General features: G+C 38.3%; 14 protein-coding genes and 1 riboswitch. Of the genes, 3 read left to right on the top strand and 11 right to left on the bottom strand.

Going from position 1 to position 19,567, the window contains the following annotated elements; all coding sequences use genetic code 11:
• Both ACRD62_RS09505 and ACRD62_RS09500 read right to left on the bottom strand, forming a co-directional pair.
• Entirely contained in the window at positions 1–498 is a 498-nt protein-coding gene (locus ACRD62_RS09505; protein ID WP_430819889.1) for a threonine/serine exporter family protein, read from the bottom strand.
• A 3-nt stretch (positions 499–501) separates the two neighbouring features.
• Positions 502–1,275 carry a threonine/serine exporter family protein gene (locus ACRD62_RS09500; protein ID WP_430819887.1) on the bottom strand — a complete coding sequence of 258 codons (774 nt, stop codon included), beginning with the start codon at positions 1,273–1,275 and terminating at the stop codon, positions 502–504.
• A 333-nt stretch (positions 1,276–1,608) separates the two neighbouring features.
• Positions 1,609–1,789: riboswitch (cobalamin riboswitch) on the top strand.
• Between the two features lie 98 nt (positions 1,790–1,887).
• Here ACRD62_RS09500 and ACRD62_RS09495 point away from each other — a divergent pair.
• Both ACRD62_RS09495 and ACRD62_RS09490 read left to right on the top strand, forming a co-directional pair.
• Entirely contained in the window at positions 1,888–2,688 is an 801-nt protein-coding gene (locus tag ACRD62_RS09495; RefSeq protein ID WP_430819886.1) for a DUF4198 domain-containing protein, read from the top strand.
• Between the two features lie 455 nt (positions 2,689–3,143).
• Positions 3,144–4,115, top strand: a complete 972-nt coding sequence (locus ACRD62_RS09490) for a helix-turn-helix domain-containing protein (RefSeq protein WP_430819885.1) — start codon at positions 3,144–3,146, stop codon at positions 4,113–4,115.
• A 69-nt stretch (positions 4,116–4,184) separates the two neighbouring features.
• Here the strand turns inward: ACRD62_RS09490 and ACRD62_RS09485 are convergent, their stop codons facing one another.
• Positions 4,185–4,463 (bottom strand): hypothetical protein, encoded by a 279-nt coding sequence (locus tag ACRD62_RS09485; RefSeq protein WP_430819884.1) that lies wholly within the window; start codon positions 4,461–4,463, stop codon positions 4,185–4,187.
• A gap of 93 nt (positions 4,464–4,556) precedes the next feature.
• On the opposite strand from ACRD62_RS09485, the gene ACRD62_RS09480 reads away from it, so the two are divergent.
• Entirely contained in the window at positions 4,557–4,919 is a 363-nt protein-coding gene (locus tag ACRD62_RS09480) for a winged helix-turn-helix transcriptional regulator (protein WP_430819883.1), read from the top strand.
• A gap of 92 nt (positions 4,920–5,011) precedes the next feature.
• Here ACRD62_RS09480 and ACRD62_RS09475 read toward each other — a convergent pair whose 3' ends face one another.
• The 8 genes from ACRD62_RS09475 to ACRD62_RS09440 all read right to left on the bottom strand — a co-directional run bounded on the left by ACRD62_RS09475 (position 5,012) and on the right by ACRD62_RS09440 (position 19,541).
• Entirely contained in the window at positions 5,012–7,243 is a 2,232-nt protein-coding gene (locus tag ACRD62_RS09475) for a GH92 family glycosyl hydrolase (RefSeq protein ID WP_430819882.1), read from the bottom strand.
• Between the two features lie 97 nt (positions 7,244–7,340).
• Positions 7,341–10,373: a GH92 family glycosyl hydrolase gene (locus ACRD62_RS09470; protein ID WP_430819881.1), complete on the bottom strand. Its 3,033-nt coding sequence runs from the start codon at positions 10,371–10,373 to the stop codon at positions 7,341–7,343.
• A gap of 15 nt (positions 10,374–10,388) precedes the next feature.
• Entirely contained in the window at positions 10,389–11,387 is a 999-nt protein-coding gene (locus ACRD62_RS09465) for an isoaspartyl peptidase/L-asparaginase family protein (RefSeq protein WP_430819880.1), read from the bottom strand.
• Between the two features lie 4 nt (positions 11,388–11,391).
• Complete coding sequence (locus ACRD62_RS09460) at positions 11,392–13,647, bottom strand: GH92 family glycosyl hydrolase (protein ID WP_430819879.1); 2,256 nt, start codon at positions 13,645–13,647, stop codon at positions 11,392–11,394.
• A gap of 1 nt (position 13,648) precedes the next feature.
• Complete coding sequence (locus ACRD62_RS09455) at positions 13,649–14,695, bottom strand: family 10 glycosylhydrolase (RefSeq protein WP_430819878.1); 1,047 nt, start codon at positions 14,693–14,695, stop codon at positions 13,649–13,651.
• A gap of 10 nt (positions 14,696–14,705) precedes the next feature.
• A complete protein-coding gene (locus ACRD62_RS09450; RefSeq protein WP_430819877.1) occupies positions 14,706–15,770 on the bottom strand; it encodes a carbohydrate-binding family 9-like protein in 1,065 nt (354 codons plus the stop codon).
• Between the two features lie 61 nt (positions 15,771–15,831).
• Positions 15,832–16,992: a transglutaminase-like domain-containing protein gene (locus tag ACRD62_RS09445; protein WP_430819876.1), complete on the bottom strand. Its 1,161-nt coding sequence runs from the start codon at positions 16,990–16,992 to the stop codon at positions 15,832–15,834.
• A 2-nt stretch (positions 16,993–16,994) separates the two neighbouring features.
• A complete protein-coding gene (locus ACRD62_RS09440; protein ID WP_430819875.1) occupies positions 16,995–19,541 on the bottom strand; it encodes a beta-mannosidase in 2,547 nt (848 codons plus the stop codon).
• Positions 19,542–19,567 lie beyond the last annotated feature (26 nt).

The raw sequence follows: 19,567 nt of genomic DNA, 5'->3' as shown, positions 1-19,567 counted from the left end.
TTATGGATTTCGTTTAACCAAAGCTACTATCTCACGAGCAGACTCATGACGTGTCAATAGCATGGGAATTGAAACACCAACAGAAATGGACAATAATACAAATACAGCATTTAAACCATTACTGGTTACATTATGCAGCACTTCTACGTATTGATCCGGATTCAGATCTTGTGTTAATTGTATTAAACCCAGCATGGTACGGTATGAAAATGCCCCGGGTATCATCGAAATGATTGATGGGATGGCAAATACATACATGGGTGAGAGTTTGTTTTGTGCTGCACTGATACTTAAAAATCCTACTACAATTGCAGCTAAAAAGCTGGCAGTAATTACATGCATACCAAACTCCATTGTAACATATTTGGTGAGGCCGCAAACTGCTCCCATTCCCAGAATTACAATTAAAGTACGATGGGGTACATTAAATAAAACAGCAAATCCTATTGAGGCCAGTGCAGGCCATAACATATGTTCGAAAATTGAAAGTACAGTCATCTCTTAAATCTGATAAATTAATAATGATAAAGCCAATCCCAGTGCGATAGATAAAACGATTACCATTCCGTGCATACCTCTCACAATTCCATTCATAATATTACCATCAATAATATCTGAAAAGGAGTTGACTAATGGTACTCCTGGAATCAGGTATAAAACAGAGGTTGCAAATGCATATTCAGGATGATCTCCTAAATTGAATTTAACAGCTAAACCTGATATCAATGAAGAAGCAAGAGAAGCAAAAAAGATACATATGTATGGATTAAAGGTTTTTTTAACAGCCTCCTGACGAACAAATAAGCCAACGAAGGTAGCTCCGAAAGCTATACTCATTTCAATCATTCCTCCACCAAACAAACGACAAAATGATAAATCGGCAAGACTTACCAGTAAGAGTATAATGATTCGGGGATAATGTGGAAGGCTTTTTAATCGCTCAATCTCTTTCTCAATTTCGTCCAACGACCATTTCTCACTTACAATGCGCCAACTCATGTTGCTGATGCCACTAACCAGACGGAAATTAACCCCATGGGGTGAAGTACGTTTTAGTTGGTTGAATGAGTGCTGATCGTCTTTGTCGTCGATATGTAGCATTAAAGCACGGTGAGTAATCAATAACTCAAGATTATAGCCAAAGGCTTTAGCTATTCGGTTAAGTGTTACTCTGATTCGCATACTGTTGGCTCCGTAACTCATAAGTAAGGAACCAATTTCCAGTAGAATGGATCCGAACCGTTCTACCTGATCTTTATGGATACTTTTTTCCATAGCTGTTACTGTTTGTGTTTTATTTAATTTCTTAAATACAACTGTTCGATTCCATGTCCCCCCAAACAGCTATTTTGAAGTTGCAAAGATAGAAAGAGTAATTCAATGCTACTGCTATAAAATGATGTTTTATTTCTGTAATGTGTGGGTTTTAAGATATTTTGTGAGAAAAAACGAGAAAATTAAGAAATGGATGTTTAAAAACAGAGGGTGGTGGCTTATAATTTAGTTATTAGAGGCATAGTTAAAAAAGAAAAAATGGACGGTAATGTCAGCTAATATAATTTTAAAATATCTATCTGTCTTTAGTAAGGTTTCACACATTCTTTCTATATTTTTGCGTTCGTATTCGGTTCTTATCGATTAAAAGGGAATCCTGTTAGAGTCAGGAACTATCCCCGTAGCTGTAAGTTCCAATGAAATGTTTTATCATGCAAGCCACTGTTGTATGAATGAATGGGAAGGCGATAAAACAGGAACAAGTCAGAAGACCTGCCGGATATAAGTATCGTAGCTTTCGGGAGAAAGGCAGAAGATAATAACTTCGCGAAAAATTCTTTTCATTTTCCCGCATCTACTTTGTGATGAATGTTTAATCTTTAATAAATATCAATGAAAAAAGTAGTGCTTTTAGTTTTGTTGTTAGGTGTTTTCAATACTCTTATTGTTGATGCTCATGTGCCATTTTTAAAGCCTAACCAGTTTATTATATTGCATAACCGATTGCAAATAGAATCTTCCTTTACTGAGTTTCCTTTTCAGGCAGATTTTGCCATGGTGGCTCCATTTTATACCATGTTTGGACCTAATGGAGAGGAGGTTCTGGAACCAACTGCAAAAACATGTGCAGCCTGCTACCTCGAGCCGGTAATATCTGGCGAAGGAACCTATCGAATTCATGCTGCTTTGCGTAAAGGACCCAAATACAAGGCAATCGAAACAGCCGATGGCAAGCTTTATTTTTCTGATGAAATAAAAAAGCATGAAGGCACCTTAACAAGTCTTCAATATTACAGTAGTGCTGATACTTATCTGATGAAGGGAAATGCTAATTATAAGACTCATTTGGTTGGCAAAGGAGTTGAAATTATACCATTATCATCACCCAATGAAATGATTTTCAATCAGAAAACTGAGTTTAAAGTTTATCATGATGGAACACCTGTAGCGAATGCCCGAATTGTGGTGGTTTATAACAATGAGCATTACGAAAAGAAAAGAATAGAGGACTTGTATGATGTTGAGAATGTTAGAGAAAGTAGTATATATGCCAATGAAGAAGGAGTGTTTACATTTACACCTAAAAAAGCTGGACTTGTTTTGTTATTTGTCACCATACATAAGAAGATAGATGACACACTATGGGAAAGTTACAATACTTCACTTACTTTGGAAGTTCATCTGTCAGAATAAATCTGAGCTTGTATTACCACACAACCTTATGGGTTTAATTAGTCGTTGATCGTTTGAAGTTTTCAAGTGCATTGATTGCATCTCAGTTACTTTTTTAACTGAATGGTCATGATTAACAGACGAAGCTTCATATTTACCGAATAGAAATCCACCCAAGATTATTAGTGGCATGAGTATTAGAAAATTCTTTAACATGACTCCTGTTTTTAATTAATTGTATTTGTTTTTAATGATTTGATAGATTCAAAAGTACTTTAGAAGAGTGCCTGACTAAAACGACAATTCGAAAAGGGTAAGGAGGCTTTTAAGGATATTCAGTAAATTCGGGACTGTATGATGTTGGTAACTGAAGGTTTTCTTCTTGATTTCTGCAATAAACCATTTGATATGATTTATATTTACGGATTATTGCAAATAGTTTTAGTTTATTTATTGATTTTTCATTAATAAATCCAATGATTCAACAACAGCTTTTTGAGGAAATTAAGAAGAAGATAGATCCGAACTTAAGGTTAGCCGATGTTATAGGTGACTTATTAGGAATCAGTTCCGATTCAACTTATCGCAGAATTAGAGGTGATAAGGAATTGTCGTTAAGTGAATTGAAATTATTGTGTTCGCATTTTAATATTTCCATGGATTATTTGTTCAATCATAGGGTTGATTCAATACCATTTAACTATTCACCACTTGATTTTTCATCAGCACAGGTTTATGAAATGTACATGGACAGACTGGCTCGTTTGTATACTGGTTTAGCTACAGATAAAGGCAATGAATGTAAGATAACTGCTCAGGATGTTCCCATATTCCATTTTCTTCCATATACCGAACTTACTTTTTTTAAGGTCTATGCCCTTTTTCGAAGTTTAAACAACGAGGTAATTACCTATGAAGCTTTTGTAAAAAAGTTAAATCCTGATAAACTTAAAGTCCCCTATCAAACCATAGTTGATTCGTTCCTACAAATCCCTTCCATTGAGATATGGAGTGATCATACCATCGAACCGATTTTGAATTTATTAGAATATTATAGGGATATTGGCAGTTTTGAATCAAAAGAAACAGCATTGCAATTGGTTAATCAATTGCATGATATGGTTTGTGATATTGAGCAAAAAACACAAGTTGCAGCTAAAGTATACAAAGGAATATCCACGCCTTTTAATTTTTACCTCAGTCCGGTAGATATGCAGAACGACTTTATTCAAATGAAAGGTTCAACCGGCACTACAACATCCATAAAGTTATTTACCATTAATGCCATTTTTACTGCTGATTCAGCATTTAATGAAGAAACAGAGAAATGGATTAACAATACCATATCCAAGTCGATGCAGTTAAGCGGTACTTCTGAGCGGGAGCGATTTCGTTTCTTTAATCAACTTAAAAGTAAAGTGCAGAAACTAATTCAGGAATTTGAATAATAAAATGATGTTCTCTAGCAGTTTAATTATGTCCCTGGAAGAAAAATTTTAAATTTGTTTATCAATTAGTTAACCCGATAATTCTAATTTTATTAGTCCTTTTTTTTTCTCAATTGAATTATCTGTTAATACTCTTGAGCCAATAAATTGACCGGCAATTGCAATACCAATAAACAGAGGTATCCATATTTTGGGAGTATCCAACCAGATGCGCAAAGGAATTAGGATAGGTATAGATGCATGAATAAGTAACCACCATGCTATGGTGAACTTCTTATATTTTGCTCTCCATCTACCTAATAACAGATTGATAGTAAATGATGTAAAAGAAACGATTGCGATGCTCATTTTTCTTTCTTCTGATGAGCTGCAAAGTAAATAATTAATTCGGTTACTTTTGTACAAGTATTCTTTTTGTTACTGGTTACTTAATTGAAATCGATGGCTTGTGTTAAATGTTCAGGACTAGGGGACTGTAATGGTTTCTTTGTGCCTCTCAATGATTTAATGTGTGTGTTGAACGGAAAGTGGAAGATGCGGTTAATCCTCTGTCTGGCATCAGAACCCAAACGTTTTAACGAGATGAAAAAATGCCATGGCATATCTCCGCGAATCTTATCAAAAGAGTTAAAGGAGTTGGAGATCAATGGAGTTGTAAATCGTAAAGAACTTAATGATAATCTAAAGTCTGTAGAGTACTCGTTAACAACTCCGGGAAATGAATTGGTAAAAATAATTCTGCAACTGCAAAAATGGGGAGCATCACATCGGAAAAATGTGTTGGATGTGATTCCATCCAACTGATTCTATAGTTGTTTAAACTAAAATACTAAAGCAGCTCCCGAGATTGAGAAGCTGCTTTTAGATAGTATAATGATAATAGTAGTAGGTGCTAATTACTTCATCCAGATTTTGAGCTTCCCACCCTTTACAATATCATCGTGACTGATAAAATAGCTGTTTAAAGGTTTACCATTTAACTCCATCTTATCGATTGTGGTCGCTTCATTTGTTGCTTTAACCGTTTCAATAGTGAAATTTTTACCACTGTAAAAATCTGAATTCAGCTGGATACTGATTTCATCGAAATAAGGGCTGCAAATAGTGTATTGGGGAACAGCCGGAGCATCAGGATAGATGCCCATCATTGCAAATGCCAGCCAGGCCGACATGGTTCCGGTATCATCGTTACCTGGTATTCCTGCAGGTGTATTTGAGTAATCATGATCAATAATCTTGCGAACTTCTTTTTGAGTTCGCCACTCTTCACCTTTTATATAGTTGAAAAGAAAAGCATAACCCATGTCAGGTTCATTGTCGGGCTCGTATAAACCATTGTCAAACACGCTTTGAAGCTTGTTAACAAACTTCTTACTTCCTCCATTCAGTTTAATCAAACCTTTGGCATCGTAGGGTACCATAAACGAATAATGCCAGGAGGTTCCTTCAATAAATCCGGTAACAGGCTTAAAGTTGGCACCATCCATAGGAGAGAAGGGTGCAAACCAGCTGCCATCACTCATTCGGGGTCGCATCACACCTTCGCCTTTATCGTACATATTTTTATAATATCCGGCACGTTCCATAAAGGTTTTATAGGTTGTAGTTCGTCCCATTTCTTTTGCCATCTGAGCAATAGCAAAGTCAGCAGCGCCATATTCTAATGTGGTTGAAACAGAACCATCAAATTCTTCCTGAACAGGTATGTACTTGTGTTTTAAGTATTCGCTTAATTCCGGACGTAATGGGTTTTTTTCTGTTTGAGTGGCGCTCTTGAGCATGGCCTCCATTGCCAGTTCTGTATCAAAATCGCGCAAGCCACGCATATAAGTGTCCGCAATCACAACTGCAGCAGGATCTCCTACCATGGTAAAAGTCTCGGTTGAGTTCAATTCCCACTTAGGTAACCAGCCGTTTTCTTTATACATATCAATCATTGAACGAACCATTCCTAATTGCTCTTCGGGATACACCAGACTCATTAGCTGATGCATGTTGCGGTAGGTGTCCCATAATGAGAAAACAGTGTAACGGGTTCCATCGGTCCGACCAGTTTTACCAGAACCAACAGTTGGGAATTCACCATTTACATCATTCAGTGTATTGGGATGGATATGGGTGTGATACAAGGCTGTATAAAAAATCGTTTTCTGATCTTCGGTACCACCTTTTACCTTGATGTGCGAAAGGGTTTCGTTCCATTTATTATAAGCTTGAGTGCGGATCTCATCAAAATGTTTACCAGCAATTTCTTTTTGTAGATTTTCACGGGCATTGTCTATACTCACATAGCTTACACCAATCTGTACCTCAATTTCGGTTTCTTTATCAAACTGATAAGTGAAATAAGCCCCGATACTGTCACCAACCAAAGGTTTGGTATACTCTTCCATTAAACGGGTTTTACCGTTATAACCCATCCAGTTGCCTTCAACACCATTATAATGCGGTGGCTTTTTCCAGGTTCCGTAAGTATCGGCTTTTTTATCAAGCTTAATTACAAAATAAACCGGGTAAATCTCATCAGGACTGTTGTAACAAAAAGAGCCAACGGTTCTGAAGCCTTCCACTTCGTTGCTGGATGTAATGCGCAAATAACCATCCTGCTCGTTAGTTAATCCCAGTCCCAGGTTTAATAATATGTTTGCCTGTCCTGCTGGGAAAGTATAACGGTTAATAGCACTTCTTACACTTGCTGTTACTTCTGTTTTAATATCGTAACGAGTCAGTTTGTTACTGTAATAACCAGGCTCAGCCTCTTCGTCGGTGTATGCTGTTGCATATTCACCGGGACTTGTTCTGAGTTCTCCAGTTGTAGGCATCAGAATAATGGTTCCCAGGTCAGGGCATCCAACACCCGAAAGATTTACATGACTAAAACCTGTAAATGTCTCGTTTACGTTTGAGTATGGGGTACTCCACCAATTACTGTCTTTTTCATGTTTGTTGGGTTGGCCCGATACATTAAAGGGAACAGCCGAGATCATCCCTCTGGGAACAATAGCCCCCGGATTAGTTGTTCCGTAGTTATCGCTGCCAATAAACGGATTGACATAGTCAGCCGGGTTTTGAGCACTTAGAGAACTCAATAGGCCAACTGCTGTTATGATGGTTAATATTCGTTTCATGTTTGAATGTTTTTATTCTCAATCAAGATTAATGCATTAGATATTATTGAATCACAGATTGTCGCATTGAAAATCGATTAATCGACTCATCAATAATTTACTCAACCGTTATCTCATCAATGAATAAGTAGGATGGTAAACCTGATCCTGAGTGCCAGCTTGGCAATATACCTCCACTTTCAATGACTACTTTTAAATAATGAACTTTTGTCTTTGCAACCAGTTTTTTCGTTAAAACTAGTATGTCAACATGACTGTTTGGTAGTTCATATTCTTCTTTCGCAATCTCTGTAAAGTTTTCACCGTCATTCGATCCTGAAATAGTAATTGATTTAGGTGGAAAGATCCATGATCCGGTGTTTTGAGTGAAATTCACACTCACCTGACTGATTTTGTTCTTTTTGCCAAAATCAATGACTGCTTCAAATTTTTCATCGTTTGTGCCAGTCCAAAGTCCATCGCGATAATTGTTCGAACCCAACTTGCCATCAATCAATGTTTGAATACCCGGATTATAAGCTTCTGATATAGTTGCATTGCTTGAAAGAATAGGATATTCATTGGTTCCGTTGTTAAAATAGGCTTTACGGAACTGAATGTTTTTAACATCACTGTTGATATAACCATCCTTAACACTGATAGCTTTTAATGTTGTTGATTTCTTTAGAACGATAGGCTTGCTGTATATCTTTGAATTTGTAGTAGGAATGCTTCCATCCAGCGTATAATAAATAACTACATCTTCTGTTTGACATTGCAATGCTACCGAAAGTTCATCTTCAAAATTACGTGACTGAGTAGCCGGATATGGCATAAAAGCCTTTAATGGACGAGGCTCAATTTCAATACCTTCTTCTTTAGCCCATTCAACAGGAGTTGCTTCAATGGATGTTCCCCAGTTTTGAGGAGTTGAACTCATCTCGAAGGTTAGTTTACCACCCTTAATAATATCTGAATGTTTGAGGTAGGTATACTTATAAGCTTTACCATTCAATGTGGCAGAGCTGATATAAACATTAGACTCAGAATTGTTCCTGGCTTCAATAACAAATTGTTTACCATCCTCGAGGTTAATGGTGATTTTCTCAAATGCAGGACTTCCAATTATGTATTGATCACTAACAGGATTCATAGGGTAGAAGCCCATGGATGATAAAACATACCAGGCAGACATCTGACCTGTATCTTCATTTCCACTGTAACCATCTCTATCAGTAGTATACATCTCTTGTAATACGCGACGAATCATTGCCTGTGTTTTATCCGGACGCTGGGCAAAATTGTAGGTGTAAATTACATGGTGCGATGGTTCGTTACCCTGTGCGTACTGACCGATCAGTCCGGTAACATCATGTGCATGCTCATTGTCGTTTACCGCTTCCTGACCGAACATCTCATCCAACTTGGCAATGAAAGCTTCTTTCCCTCCATATAACTCAATCAACCCGTTCATGTCGTGAGGAGCAAAGAATGAATAGTGCCAGGAATTTCCTTCGGTAAAATCTCCGGATCCAAATAATGTGATGGCCATTGGATTAAAGTAGGGATTCCATACTCCGTTTTCGTCACGTCCACGCATAAATTTAGTTTCCGGATCAAACACGTTTTTATAATTAAGTGATCGAAGCGTGAATTCCTTGTAATCATCCATTTTGCCTAATTTCAGAGCAACCTGGGCGATGGCATAATCATCAAAGGCATATTCCACTGTTTTCGATACAGAGTTAGCTTCTTTTTCGCGCGGAATATAATGCATGTGTTTATAGTCTTTTAATCCCTGCCCATCAGTCATGGCTGAGCTTACCATTGCCTGGTAAGCTTTTTCTACATCGCCTGTGTAATATCCTTTTAGAATTGCATCGGCAATTACAGGTACCGAATGGTAGCCAATCATGGTGTTGGTTTCGTTGCTCCACAGTTCCCAAACAGGCAAACGGCCCGATTCATCATACTTGGCAATCATCGCCTTGATAAAATCGTTGTTATTTTTTGTGTCGATAATGGAGTAAAGAGGATGTAACGCACGGAATGTATCCCATAATGAATATAAAGTGTAATGAGTACGGTCTTCAGCTTTATGAACCTTCATATCCATACCTCGATACTCACCATTAACATCTTGAAATGTATTAGGGTGTATTTTAGTATGATACAAAGCTGTGTAAAAGATCACTTTATCATCAGCAGAACCACCTTCCACTTCAATCCTGGATAATTCTTTGTTCCATGTTTCTTTAGCTTTAGTCAGGATTACATCAAAATCAAATCCGCTGTTTTCGGCCTTCATGTTAGCCCATGCATTTTCGCATGATACAGATGAGATGGCCACTTTCACAAGGATGCTTTCACCTTCTTTTGTTTGATAACTAAAGGCAGCTTTAATATTTTTACCCTGTGCTTCAGATGTGGAAGAAATGATCTGATCATCCTTTGCCAGTTCTTTTTTTTCAAAAGGTTTAGAAAATTCAATGGCAAAAAATAATTGTTGATTACTGGCCCATCCCTGCGAAAAACGTTTTCCTTCCACCTTAGTGTCAGAAAGTATTTTAAGCTCCGAATCAGTTACATTATTTGCAATTCCGTGTTTCAGATCAAGTATGATGTGAGCATCTTCAGAGGCTGGAAACGTGTATTTATGCATTCCTGTACGAAGCGTGGCAGTTAATTCAGCCTTGATATTATAATCTTCTAACAGAACCGAGTAATAACCCGGTGAAGCTGTTTCGTTCTGATGACTAAAACGGCTTCGATAACCTGCGTCAGGATCAGCTTTGGTGCCTGGTTCAAAATTTACTTTTCCAATGGTTGGCATTAGTAGTACATCGCCATAATCGGCTCCACCTGTTCCACTTAAATGCGTGTGCGAAAAACCAATAATCGAACTGTCGGAAGCATGGTAGCCCGAACACCAGTCCCAGCCTTCCACTCCGGTATCCGGACTTAGCTGGACCATGCCAAACGGCAGTGTTGCTCCCGGGAAAGTATGGCCGTGACCACCTGTCCCAATAAAAGGATCAACAAATTGGGTATAATCCTTTTCCTGTGCATTTAGTGTTGATACAAAAAGGAAAAGGATAGCAAGGGGGAGGTTTTTGATTAAATACTTTGCATTATTTTTAAATATCTTCATTACCAATCCTCTTGTTTATTCTTCGTAATAATATACAGCATCTTCCATTCGATTACCAGCCTTTTCGTCGTAAACAGCATAGTTAAATCCTTTGCGAAGGCTGTAACCACCGTATTCGCCATGTTTGTTGATGGCAATAAATCCAACCTGCAGATAGTCAAATTCAGGACGGCCTTTGTGCTGTTTGTAAATACGATGAGTGGCTTCTTTGCAGGCATCAAATGGAGACAGTCCATTACGCATTAATTCAACCACAATGGCACTACCTGCAGTGCGAATAACTGCTTCTCCCAAGCCGGTAGCTGTGGCTCCGCCTACCTCACCATCAACAAATAAACCTGCACCTACAATAGGAGAATCACCAACACGTCCGTACATTTTCCATGATGCCCCTGATGTGGTGCAAGCTCCTGCTACACGACCTTCTTTATCGATGGCCAACATGCCTATAGTATCATGATTTTCAATATTGATAACCGGTTTGTAATCCGATTTCTTTTTCCACTCTTCCCAGTCTTTTCTGGATTTTTCGGTTAATAGATTCTCGGTTTTAAATCCTTGTTCCAAGGCAAATTGCAATGCTCCTTCTCCGGATAGCATCACATGAGGTGTTTTATCCATTACCAACCTGGCTACATTAATTGGGTGTTTAATACCTTGCAGGAAACAGACAGCTCCCGTATCCATATTGTAATCCATGATGGAAGCATCCAATGTAACATTACCATCCCTGTCAGGGTATCCTCCATAGCCTACGCTGCGTATTTCTGGATCACCTTCAGGAATCATTACGCCTTTTTCAACTGCATCAATCGACTTTCCACCTTTGCTTAAGATTTTCCATGCCTCGGCATTGGCCGGGATACCATGGTTCCAGGTTGATATTACCAAAGGCTTATTTCCGGATTTTCCTTTAAAACCATTGGCTTTCGCAGTTCGTGCCTTTAAACCCTGGGAAGCAATAGCAGCGCCTCCCATTAAAGCCATCTTAATAAAATTTCTTCTTCCACTCATTGTTCTAATCTTTTAGTTCGTCGGACGGAGGATAAGCATTCGTATCAGTCCATAAGTCAATATTGGGCTCTGATCCCATTAAAAAGATCAACTCGCCTCCATTAATTATGTCCTGGTGTCGGATGTAGGATTTTTTCAGTGTTTTGCCATTAAGGATGGCTTCCTGTATATAAATATTGTCTTTTGACAGATTCTCAGCTTTTACAACAAATTGTTTGCCATTTTCTAGTCGGATGGTTGCTTTATTCATTAGAGGGCTTCCGATAACATAGTTGCCATCTGCCGGATTAACCGGGTAAAAGCCCAAAGCTGAATACACAAACCAGGCCGACATTTGTCCACAATCTTCGTTTCCACAATGTCCATCTGGAGTTGCGGAATACTGACTTTCAGCTATCTGTCGTACGATTGCCTGTGTCTTCCAGGGTTTACCAATAAAATTGTACAAATAACCAACATGATGGCTTGGTTCATTTCCATGTGCATACTGGCCTATTATACCTGTGCTGAAGATGGGAAGTTTATCATCGGGTTGGGGATAATAGCTAAACATCGAATCCAGTTTTTCTTCAAACCGTTCTGATGAACCTAATTTATTTATCAAGCCTTGAATATTATGAGGAACAAACCAGAAATACTGCCATGCATTCGATTCGCAGTAATCATGTGTATATTCTTTAGGTATAAAATGTTTGATAAAGGTACCATCAGCTTCAATTGTTCTCAGAAAAGAGCTTTCATCATCGTAGTGATTGGCCCAGTTGTCAGATCGTTTCATGAAATACTGATAGTCTTCTTGCTTATCAAGATCTTTTGCCAATTGGGCAATGCACCAATCATCATAAGCATATTCCAATGTCAGGGATACCGACCAGTTTTCATGCTTTTCATCTGCCGTAACAAAACCTTTTGCTTTATACTCGTCTATTCGGTGAGCATCCTGCATGGCAGATGCTTTGCAGGCCGTATACAGGTCTTCAGCATTTAAATCATTCAATAAACCTTTAAAATAAGCATCTACAATAACAGGTACCGAATGATAGCCAATCATCATATTGGTTTCGTTGCCCTCGAGTGACCAAACAGGTAATAATCCACTCTCGTGATAATGAGCCATGAAGGATTTAACCATATCCTGAACCCTGTTTGGGTGCATAATCGTGTAAAGTGGATGAGCCGCTCTGAAAGTATCCCATAGAGAGAATAACTCATAACGCGTAAAATTATCAGCATGTTCTGTTTTTCCATTCGGAGCTTTATAATACCCGTTTACATCAGAAAAAACACGTGGATTCAACATGGTTTGATAAAGTGTGGTATAAAAAGTTTTCTTCAGCTCTTCATCATTGGATTCAATGGAAATCTTTGATAATTCATTCATCCATGCTTGTTCCGCTTCCACTTTTATTTCAGCAAAGCTTTTGTTGGCTAATTCAGAAGCAAAGTTGGCTTTGGCTCCTTCCAAATTAGAAGATGCCAATGATACCTTAATCTCAATCACTTCTTCCTGGTTAGAGTCGAAATTGAGTTTGATTTTTGTGTGTTTTGCATGAGCCTCTGATTGAACTTCATTGTCTTCTTCAAATAGCTGGTAGGTATTGAAGGGTATTGAAAACTCAGCTTTAAAATACACACGTTGGTCGGCTGCCCAACCAGATGATAAGCGATAACCTATTAGAGTATTGTTATCAATAATTTTGATGTAGGTGTCAGTGGGGCCATCCCAATTTAAGGCATATCCCAAATCGAGAATAACGGCTTTACCTGCGTCGGCGGGAAAGTGGTAGCGTTGAACTCCGCCTCGGGTGGTTGCCGTCATTTCTGCCTTTATACCAAAGTCCTGAAGCATCACCCAATAGTATCCCGGAGAGGCTCCCTCTTCAGAGTGGGAGAAAACTGAAAAGGGGCGGTTACCATTCTCCTTGATCGTTCTTGAACTACGATTGTTGATGGGCATGAAGAGCAGGTCGTATAAATCGCCAGCACCGGTGCCGCTTAAATGCATATGACTAAATCCACTAATGATGGTGTCGGGGTAGGAGTAACCCGATATGCGATCCCAGCCACTTAATCCATGATCCGGACTTAACTGAACAGCACCGAAGGGAAATTGGGCTCCGGGGTAGGTGTTACCAGGTCCGTCTGTGCCCATAAAAGGATTCACATAGCTTAGTAAACTTGTATCATTATTGGTGGCAATCTGTTTATTTGAACATGACCACAGAAGAAGGCTGATTATAATGCCTGAATATATTCTCATTTTATTCAATTTTAGATTGATGTAATCTTTCAAATGAACCGGCATCGAACAAAGCCCATCCTTCAGCGCCTGATCCAATGGCAATTTTAGTTGCAGCTTTTAAATCACCATCTTTTAAATCAGGTACAAACAAACCTGTGTAGATGGGGAATTTTCCATCAATTGTTGCCACACCATCTGCTGTTGTCTCACCAATCCAGTCCAGGTCTTCTTCGTAAAAATTGTGGTAGATCATTGGAAGTGCTGCATCAAGATTCCATTGGTCCCAAGCCTGGTAAACCATTTCGCGAGCCATTCGAGGCGAAGGAAATACTGCCGCTGTCAGTTGTTTGTTTTGACTATGAACCAGATCGGCAATTTTATTCACCAATTCAGTAACCGTATTTAGTCTGAATTCAACCCAGTTTTCATCTGTGTTCGGATCTTTCAGATCTACCGGGTTATATCCGTACAAGGCTTTGAAAAATTTAAGATTGGAAGGGTTGTAACCGTAATCCCATTCCGGATAAACTTTGTCTTGAACTAAATCGTATTTTTTCCATAATCCTTTGGGTAAGATAGCATCGGAATATCTTACGTAATCGAGATGTATGCCGTCAAGACCTTCGATTTTTAGAAGATCGGCTACCTGTTTTAAAATGTGCTTTTGTACCTCAGGAATGGAAGGGCACACCCAGCTGTAATAATTAACATAGGGCTTTTTGTCGTAACACGATTCACCCAAACGATTTACTGAAAACCAATTGGGATTTTGTGCAGCTATCGTATCGCCGTTGCGGTTTAAAGTCCACATCCAGGCGTGTACCTCAATGTTTTTCTGATGTGCCAATGGTATTACCCTTTGTAATACCTCCTTATTTGCTCCCAGTAAAATGGCTTTAATTCCTATTTTATTGTATTGCTCCAACTGTTGAGTCCACTCATCAGTTGTTTTGTCCTTGTTGGCATAAACCCAGATCCAGTTTTTGGTTTCTACTTCCTGCTTTTTTGTCGAACAGGATACGAATATCAAAGAAAACAATGCTATAAATAAAACAGGTAACTTCATAGACTTTACTTTATTGGATTTTAACTAAACGACCTTCGGTATTACAATAATAACTGACTTTATTATCAGGAGTAGATCCTTTTAATTCAAATGAATATTCGAGTACATCCATATGGATGTTATATTTTGCAAGTAATTCATTTGTAATGTTTAACTGATCAGGTGTGTGAAAGTATTTTCCGGTTTTTCGATACTCACTTCGCTGTACTTTGTAAATGTGCGATAATAACTGTCGTAATATCTCCTCATCTTTATTGAAGAAAGATTGATTAATTGGTTGATCAACGAATGTTACTATTCCCCAAAGCTCCGGACGGTGCATATCAATTACACCCATTGGCGACCAAATCCAGTTGTTTTCAGGAAGAGGTTTGGCTGTTTCAGGGTTTCGGACTTTTTCATACTTGTCATCAACTACCTGAGTTTCCCATTGAACCCGTGAAAAGTTCATGCGCATATTTTCTCCATGATGAGGTAAACGACGATGAGTAAATGTGGTAACCAGATTTGACCATGGAATGGCTACTTCCACTGTCCATGAATCATCTTCATCATGTGGATTGTTCAATGTGCCATTTATTTGCACTGCCGTTTGTAATCCCACAAAATCAAATTCGTTTAAAACAGGACTGCCTTCACGATAGGGTTTTGTTAGAAATAAATCCCAAACCGTATTCAAGGCGTTTAATTCAAGTTCGAGATAATTGTGAGTATCTCCATTGGCATCAATAAAAATCTCAATGTCGTTATCATGGAAAATTACGGCATCTTTCTGAGTGATATTGGCCCAGATATGATGATCCTTTAATTCAAAAGCAAAATAAAGGTACTGATCGCTCCATTGCATTTTGGCTCTTGTATTGTAATAAGGCTTTTTAAAATCTCTTCCTTCAATATCAACAAAAAGGTGAGTCCAATCTGCCTTTTGCCACTCCGTTTTATTGATGTTTCCATCAATGGTAAAGTCATGGTCGATTTTATAACACAAGTATTGTTCAGGTTCAATAAAGTTGAATTCCTGAGCCTGTAAACCAATGGTTGCTGCTAAAAATAGAATGATCAGTAACTTCTTCAATGCTTTTTTACTTTTATGAATTGTAATTTCTAATTATCTAACATTCATTTTGACTGATTTATTAATAACTCAGAATAATTTGTTCTTCCTGGTCTTCCGTCCCAAATGATTGAGTAATGGTTTCTCCTTTTGAGTTGACGAACTGAAGTTCATATTTTTTATTCTTATCAAGCGGAAAAGTCAGATAACGATTCATATCATCTTCGGGTCCACTGGTATATCCACTGTCAGCCACTGAGCCGTTGTTAAGCAATTTAACTTCTGCTTTAACACGGTTATTGCCACTAATGCTGCATTGGTCACCTAATAACATAATAACCTGAACAGGAATGCCATTAACCACACCCAGATTTTGTTCAGCGTAAAGCCTTTTGTATCGAGGTGTTTCGTTGGTAGCATATACATATTTGATATTTTCGTCCCAAACAAGGGGGAAAGTTATTTCTGTTGGTTTGTATGAGGAAGCATAAATCCATTGATAGGCATCTTCATCATTAGCTTTACCTGCACGTTCCAAAAACCAGGCTTCATCAAATGTTCCGGAAGGATAATATTCGGTAAAATGCCATTGGCCGTTCACTTTTACTTCAACCCAGTTGTGATTACCTGAATTGTTGTACCAATTGGGTGTTCCGGCAACACGTGAAGGAATTCCAACTGCACGAAAGGCATCAACCAAAAGAATGGATAACCCTGAACAGGAAGCCATGTTTATCTCCATTGATTCGTATGGACTCTGATCAGGCTTATTACGCTTGGTATTGTATTCAACGTTCACCTCATTTAAAATATTATTGTTGATGGCCCAGATGGCATCTTCAATAGTTTTGGCATCAGTAAGATATTTTTTAAAACGGGTGTAGAAATCAGCACGCCAGCGTTCGCGGGTTTCGTTCAATGAAACATAGGGGAGTACCTCGTTGAAAAAGGTTTCCTTATCCAGAGCCTGAGCCCAGGGAAATTCTTCGCGTGCAACATAGGCATAATCTATATTCTCCGTCAGAAATTCAAAATTCAATGTAGTCAGATCACGCTCAGGCATATATCTGATCAGAAATTTAGCTGCCTCCTGTTGTTCTCCATCGTAGTGTTCAATGGTCTTTTCCAGTTGAGCCCGGTTGTTGCCGCTTAATTCCAGAGCTTTTGTTAATTCTTCGTCGTACTTGCCTTTGCACGAAAAGGTTACTAAGGCAAGTAATGCAAACAATAATAATTTATTCATGACTAGTAGGTATTTTTTACAGATTTAACTTGCAATTTGGATTTCAGATCATGAATTGGATTGTTGCTGTTAAAACTGATTTTATATTCTTTCTCGGGAATCATATCAAAGTAATTATCGCTCCATTTGCCATCGATACCTTCAGCTACTAACTCAATGTTTTTTACAAATGCATAACTTTTAAGAGTTACTTCAGCTATATTTCCATTCTCAATAACCTTAATATCAACATCAGGATTCTGCAAAGCAAGTTGCTTCACTTTAGAGAATAAGAAGGTTGTCTCGGTTTGGTTTGAATCGTATACAGTATTCATTACAAGTATAACCTTGTTTTTAGCAATGCTTCCAATCAATTGTTTTAAAGGAGTTTTCAGAATAACCTGGTTTGCATTTGGTTCCAGTTTGTATTCTTTGTTTTGTTCCCATATAACGGTGCCATCGAGTTGTATAATTTGTAAGGAGCTTGTCACATTGGTTTCAGTAATTTTATCTGAAATCAGATTGACCTGAAGATAATCATTATCCATTACTGAGGAAGTGATTACCGGTTCATACGCTTTTTTGATGAAATACTGCATGGCCTTCCAACGTCCATAATAATCAATTCCCGACCATGACACCACCGGCCAAACATCGTTTAGTTGCCAGTAAAGTGAACCCATGCAGAAAGGTTTATTGCGACGCTGAGCTTCAAAACCAATGCGCATACCTTCAGCCTGCATTACCTGGTTGAGGTAGACAAAATCTACGAAGTTGGTTGGCATATTATAATCGCGTTGCATGTATTCTTTAATGGTTACATTGCCAATTGAGCTCTTTTGATGGGTCTTCATCACATCGGATTCAATGTCCCAGTCCTTTTCTTCCGAAAAAGTTTTTATTGTTTCCATCGAAGGGAAGGATTGAAAGCCAAATTCGCTCATAAATCGAGGAACATATTCGTTCATCTTTTCAAATTCATGTTTGCCCCACCATACACCCCAATAGTGGTTGTCGGCTATCTTCATATCATTGATATCACCCCAGTTACTGATGGGTGATGAATCGTAATAGAAACGTTGTGGATCCAGTTCTTTGAGTTTGTTTGGTAATAATTGATGAAATAATTTGTTGTATCCTTCCAGAAGCTCTTTTTGATCTTCTTCGGTATAGCCATAAGTTTGTTGCCACCCCCAATTATGCCATCCAACATTTATCTCGTTGTTACCACACCAGATTGCCAAACTTGGGTGATTACGCAGGCGTTTGATGTTGTATTCTGCTTCGTTGGCCACATTTGCCAGAAACACATCATCCGACGGATACATAGTACAGGCAAACATAAAATCCTGCCATAATAAAATACCTTTTTCGTCTGCCAGGTCGAAGAAGCGATCGTCTTCGTAAACACCACCACCCCAAATCCGAACCATGTTCATATTAGAGGCCAATAAATCATTGAAGTTGTTTTGGTAAACAGAATCAGTCATTCTGCCTAAAAAGATATCATTTGGTATGTAATTTACCCCACGCATATAAGTTGGAGTGCCATTTACCTTGAAGTAGAAACTAACGCCTAAAGAATCAGGTTGATTAATAACTTCAATGGTTCTCAAACCAATTTTTTGACTCTTTGAATCCAAAAGCTGACTATTGGTTTTTAATTCAGATGTGACAGCATATAGTTTTTGTTCACCCATGCCATTGGGCCACCAGATTTCTGGATTATCAACTGTAATATCAATGGATACTCTGTTTTTCCCTTTCTGAAGTTCAACTTCTTTGTTGGCTTCGATACTTCCAAAAGTTAAGGAAACGGTTGCATTTGAAGCTGTTGATGCTTCTATTTCGTAGTTGAAGGTTATTTCTGCTTTTTCTTCACTCAAAGTGTTTTGTACAAACTGAACATCGTTAAAACGGGCATCATTCCAGGCGTTTATTTTAACAGGACGCCAAATGCCTGAAGTAACAAAGCGTGGGCCCCAATCCCAACCATAATGATAGGGCGCCTTGCGGGTGTATACACTCAAATGTTCTTCCGATCGGTCGTTATCGGCAGGATAGGTATATTTTGCCTTTTTATGCAAAGGCATTGCCATTTTAATGGGTGAATGAAAAAGAACCTCAAGCTTATTGGTGCCTTTCTTTAAATACTGCTTTACCTCACTGCTGTAGGCAAGAAACATATTCTCCGAACTAAATAGTTTATGACCATTTAATGTTACATCAGCATAGGTGTCCAATCCCAGAAATTCTAATTCTATATTATCAAAATTCAGTGTTTCATCATTAATTGTAAATTCACCCTGATAAACCCAGTCTTTATGTTCGACCCATTGTACGCTATCCTCATTGGTTCCATAAAACGGATTATCAATAATTCCAGCGTTTTCAAGGTCGATATGTACGTTACCCGGAACAATGGCAGGATGCCAGCTTTCTTCATCAGCCTGACGAAAAGTCCAGTCTGCATTCAATTCGTAGCTTTTTAATGCCTGATCCCTGGAAGAACAGGAATAAAGGATTGCGAGGATGAATATGAATGATAGTTGTAATAATCTTTGTAACATAGGACTGAGTTTTATCGATGTTTAGT

Source organism: Carboxylicivirga caseinilyticus, from assembly GCF_050589785.1.
Classification (GTDB): Bacteria; Bacteroidota; Bacteroidia; order Bacteroidales; family Marinilabiliaceae; genus Carboxylicivirga; species Carboxylicivirga caseinilyticus.
The sequence above is the reverse complement of the archived record's forward strand: the minus strand, read 5'-3'. Positions and strand labels throughout refer to the sequence as shown.

What these genes read in the sequence shown, in the direction of transcription:
- ACRD62_RS09475 (WP_430819882.1), bottom strand. Translation starts at nt 7,243, where the DNA reads ATGAAACGAATATTAACCATCATAACAGCAGTTGGCCTATTGAGTTCT.
- ACRD62_RS09480 (WP_430819883.1), top strand. Translation starts at nt 4,557, where the DNA reads ATGGCTTGTGTTAAATGTTCAGGACTAGGGGACTGTAATGGTTTCTTT.
- ACRD62_RS09470 (WP_430819881.1), bottom strand. Translation starts at nt 10,373, where the DNA reads ATGAAGATATTTAAAAATAATGCAAAGTATTTAATCAAAAACCTCCCC.
- ACRD62_RS09500 (WP_430819887.1), bottom strand. Translation starts at nt 1,275, where the DNA reads ATGGAAAAAAGTATCCATAAAGATCAGGTAGAACGGTTCGGATCCATT.
- ACRD62_RS09455 (WP_430819878.1), bottom strand. Translation starts at nt 14,695, where the DNA reads ATGAAGTTACCTGTTTTATTTATAGCATTGTTTTCTTTGATATTCGTA.
- ACRD62_RS09460 (WP_430819879.1), bottom strand. Translation starts at nt 13,647, where the DNA reads ATGAGAATATATTCAGGCATTATAATCAGCCTTCTTCTGTGGTCATGT.
- ACRD62_RS09445 (WP_430819876.1), bottom strand. Translation starts at nt 16,992, where the DNA reads ATGAATAAATTATTATTGTTTGCATTACTTGCCTTAGTAACCTTTTCG.
- ACRD62_RS09495 (WP_430819886.1), top strand. Translation starts at nt 1,888, where the DNA reads ATGAAAAAAGTAGTGCTTTTAGTTTTGTTGTTAGGTGTTTTCAATACT.
- ACRD62_RS09485 (WP_430819884.1), bottom strand. Translation starts at nt 4,463, where the DNA reads ATGAGCATCGCAATCGTTTCTTTTACATCATTTACTATCAATCTGTTA.
- ACRD62_RS09490 (WP_430819885.1), top strand. Translation starts at nt 3,144, where the DNA reads ATGATTCAACAACAGCTTTTTGAGGAAATTAAGAAGAAGATAGATCCG.
- ACRD62_RS09505 (WP_430819889.1), bottom strand. Translation starts at nt 498, where the DNA reads ATGACTGTACTTTCAATTTTCGAACATATGTTATGGCCTGCACTGGCC.
- ACRD62_RS09465 (WP_430819880.1), bottom strand. Translation starts at nt 11,387, where the DNA reads ATGAGTGGAAGAAGAAATTTTATTAAGATGGCTTTAATGGGAGGCGCT.
- ACRD62_RS09440 (WP_430819875.1), bottom strand. Translation starts at nt 19,541, where the DNA reads ATGTTACAAAGATTATTACAACTATCATTCATATTCATCCTCGCAATC.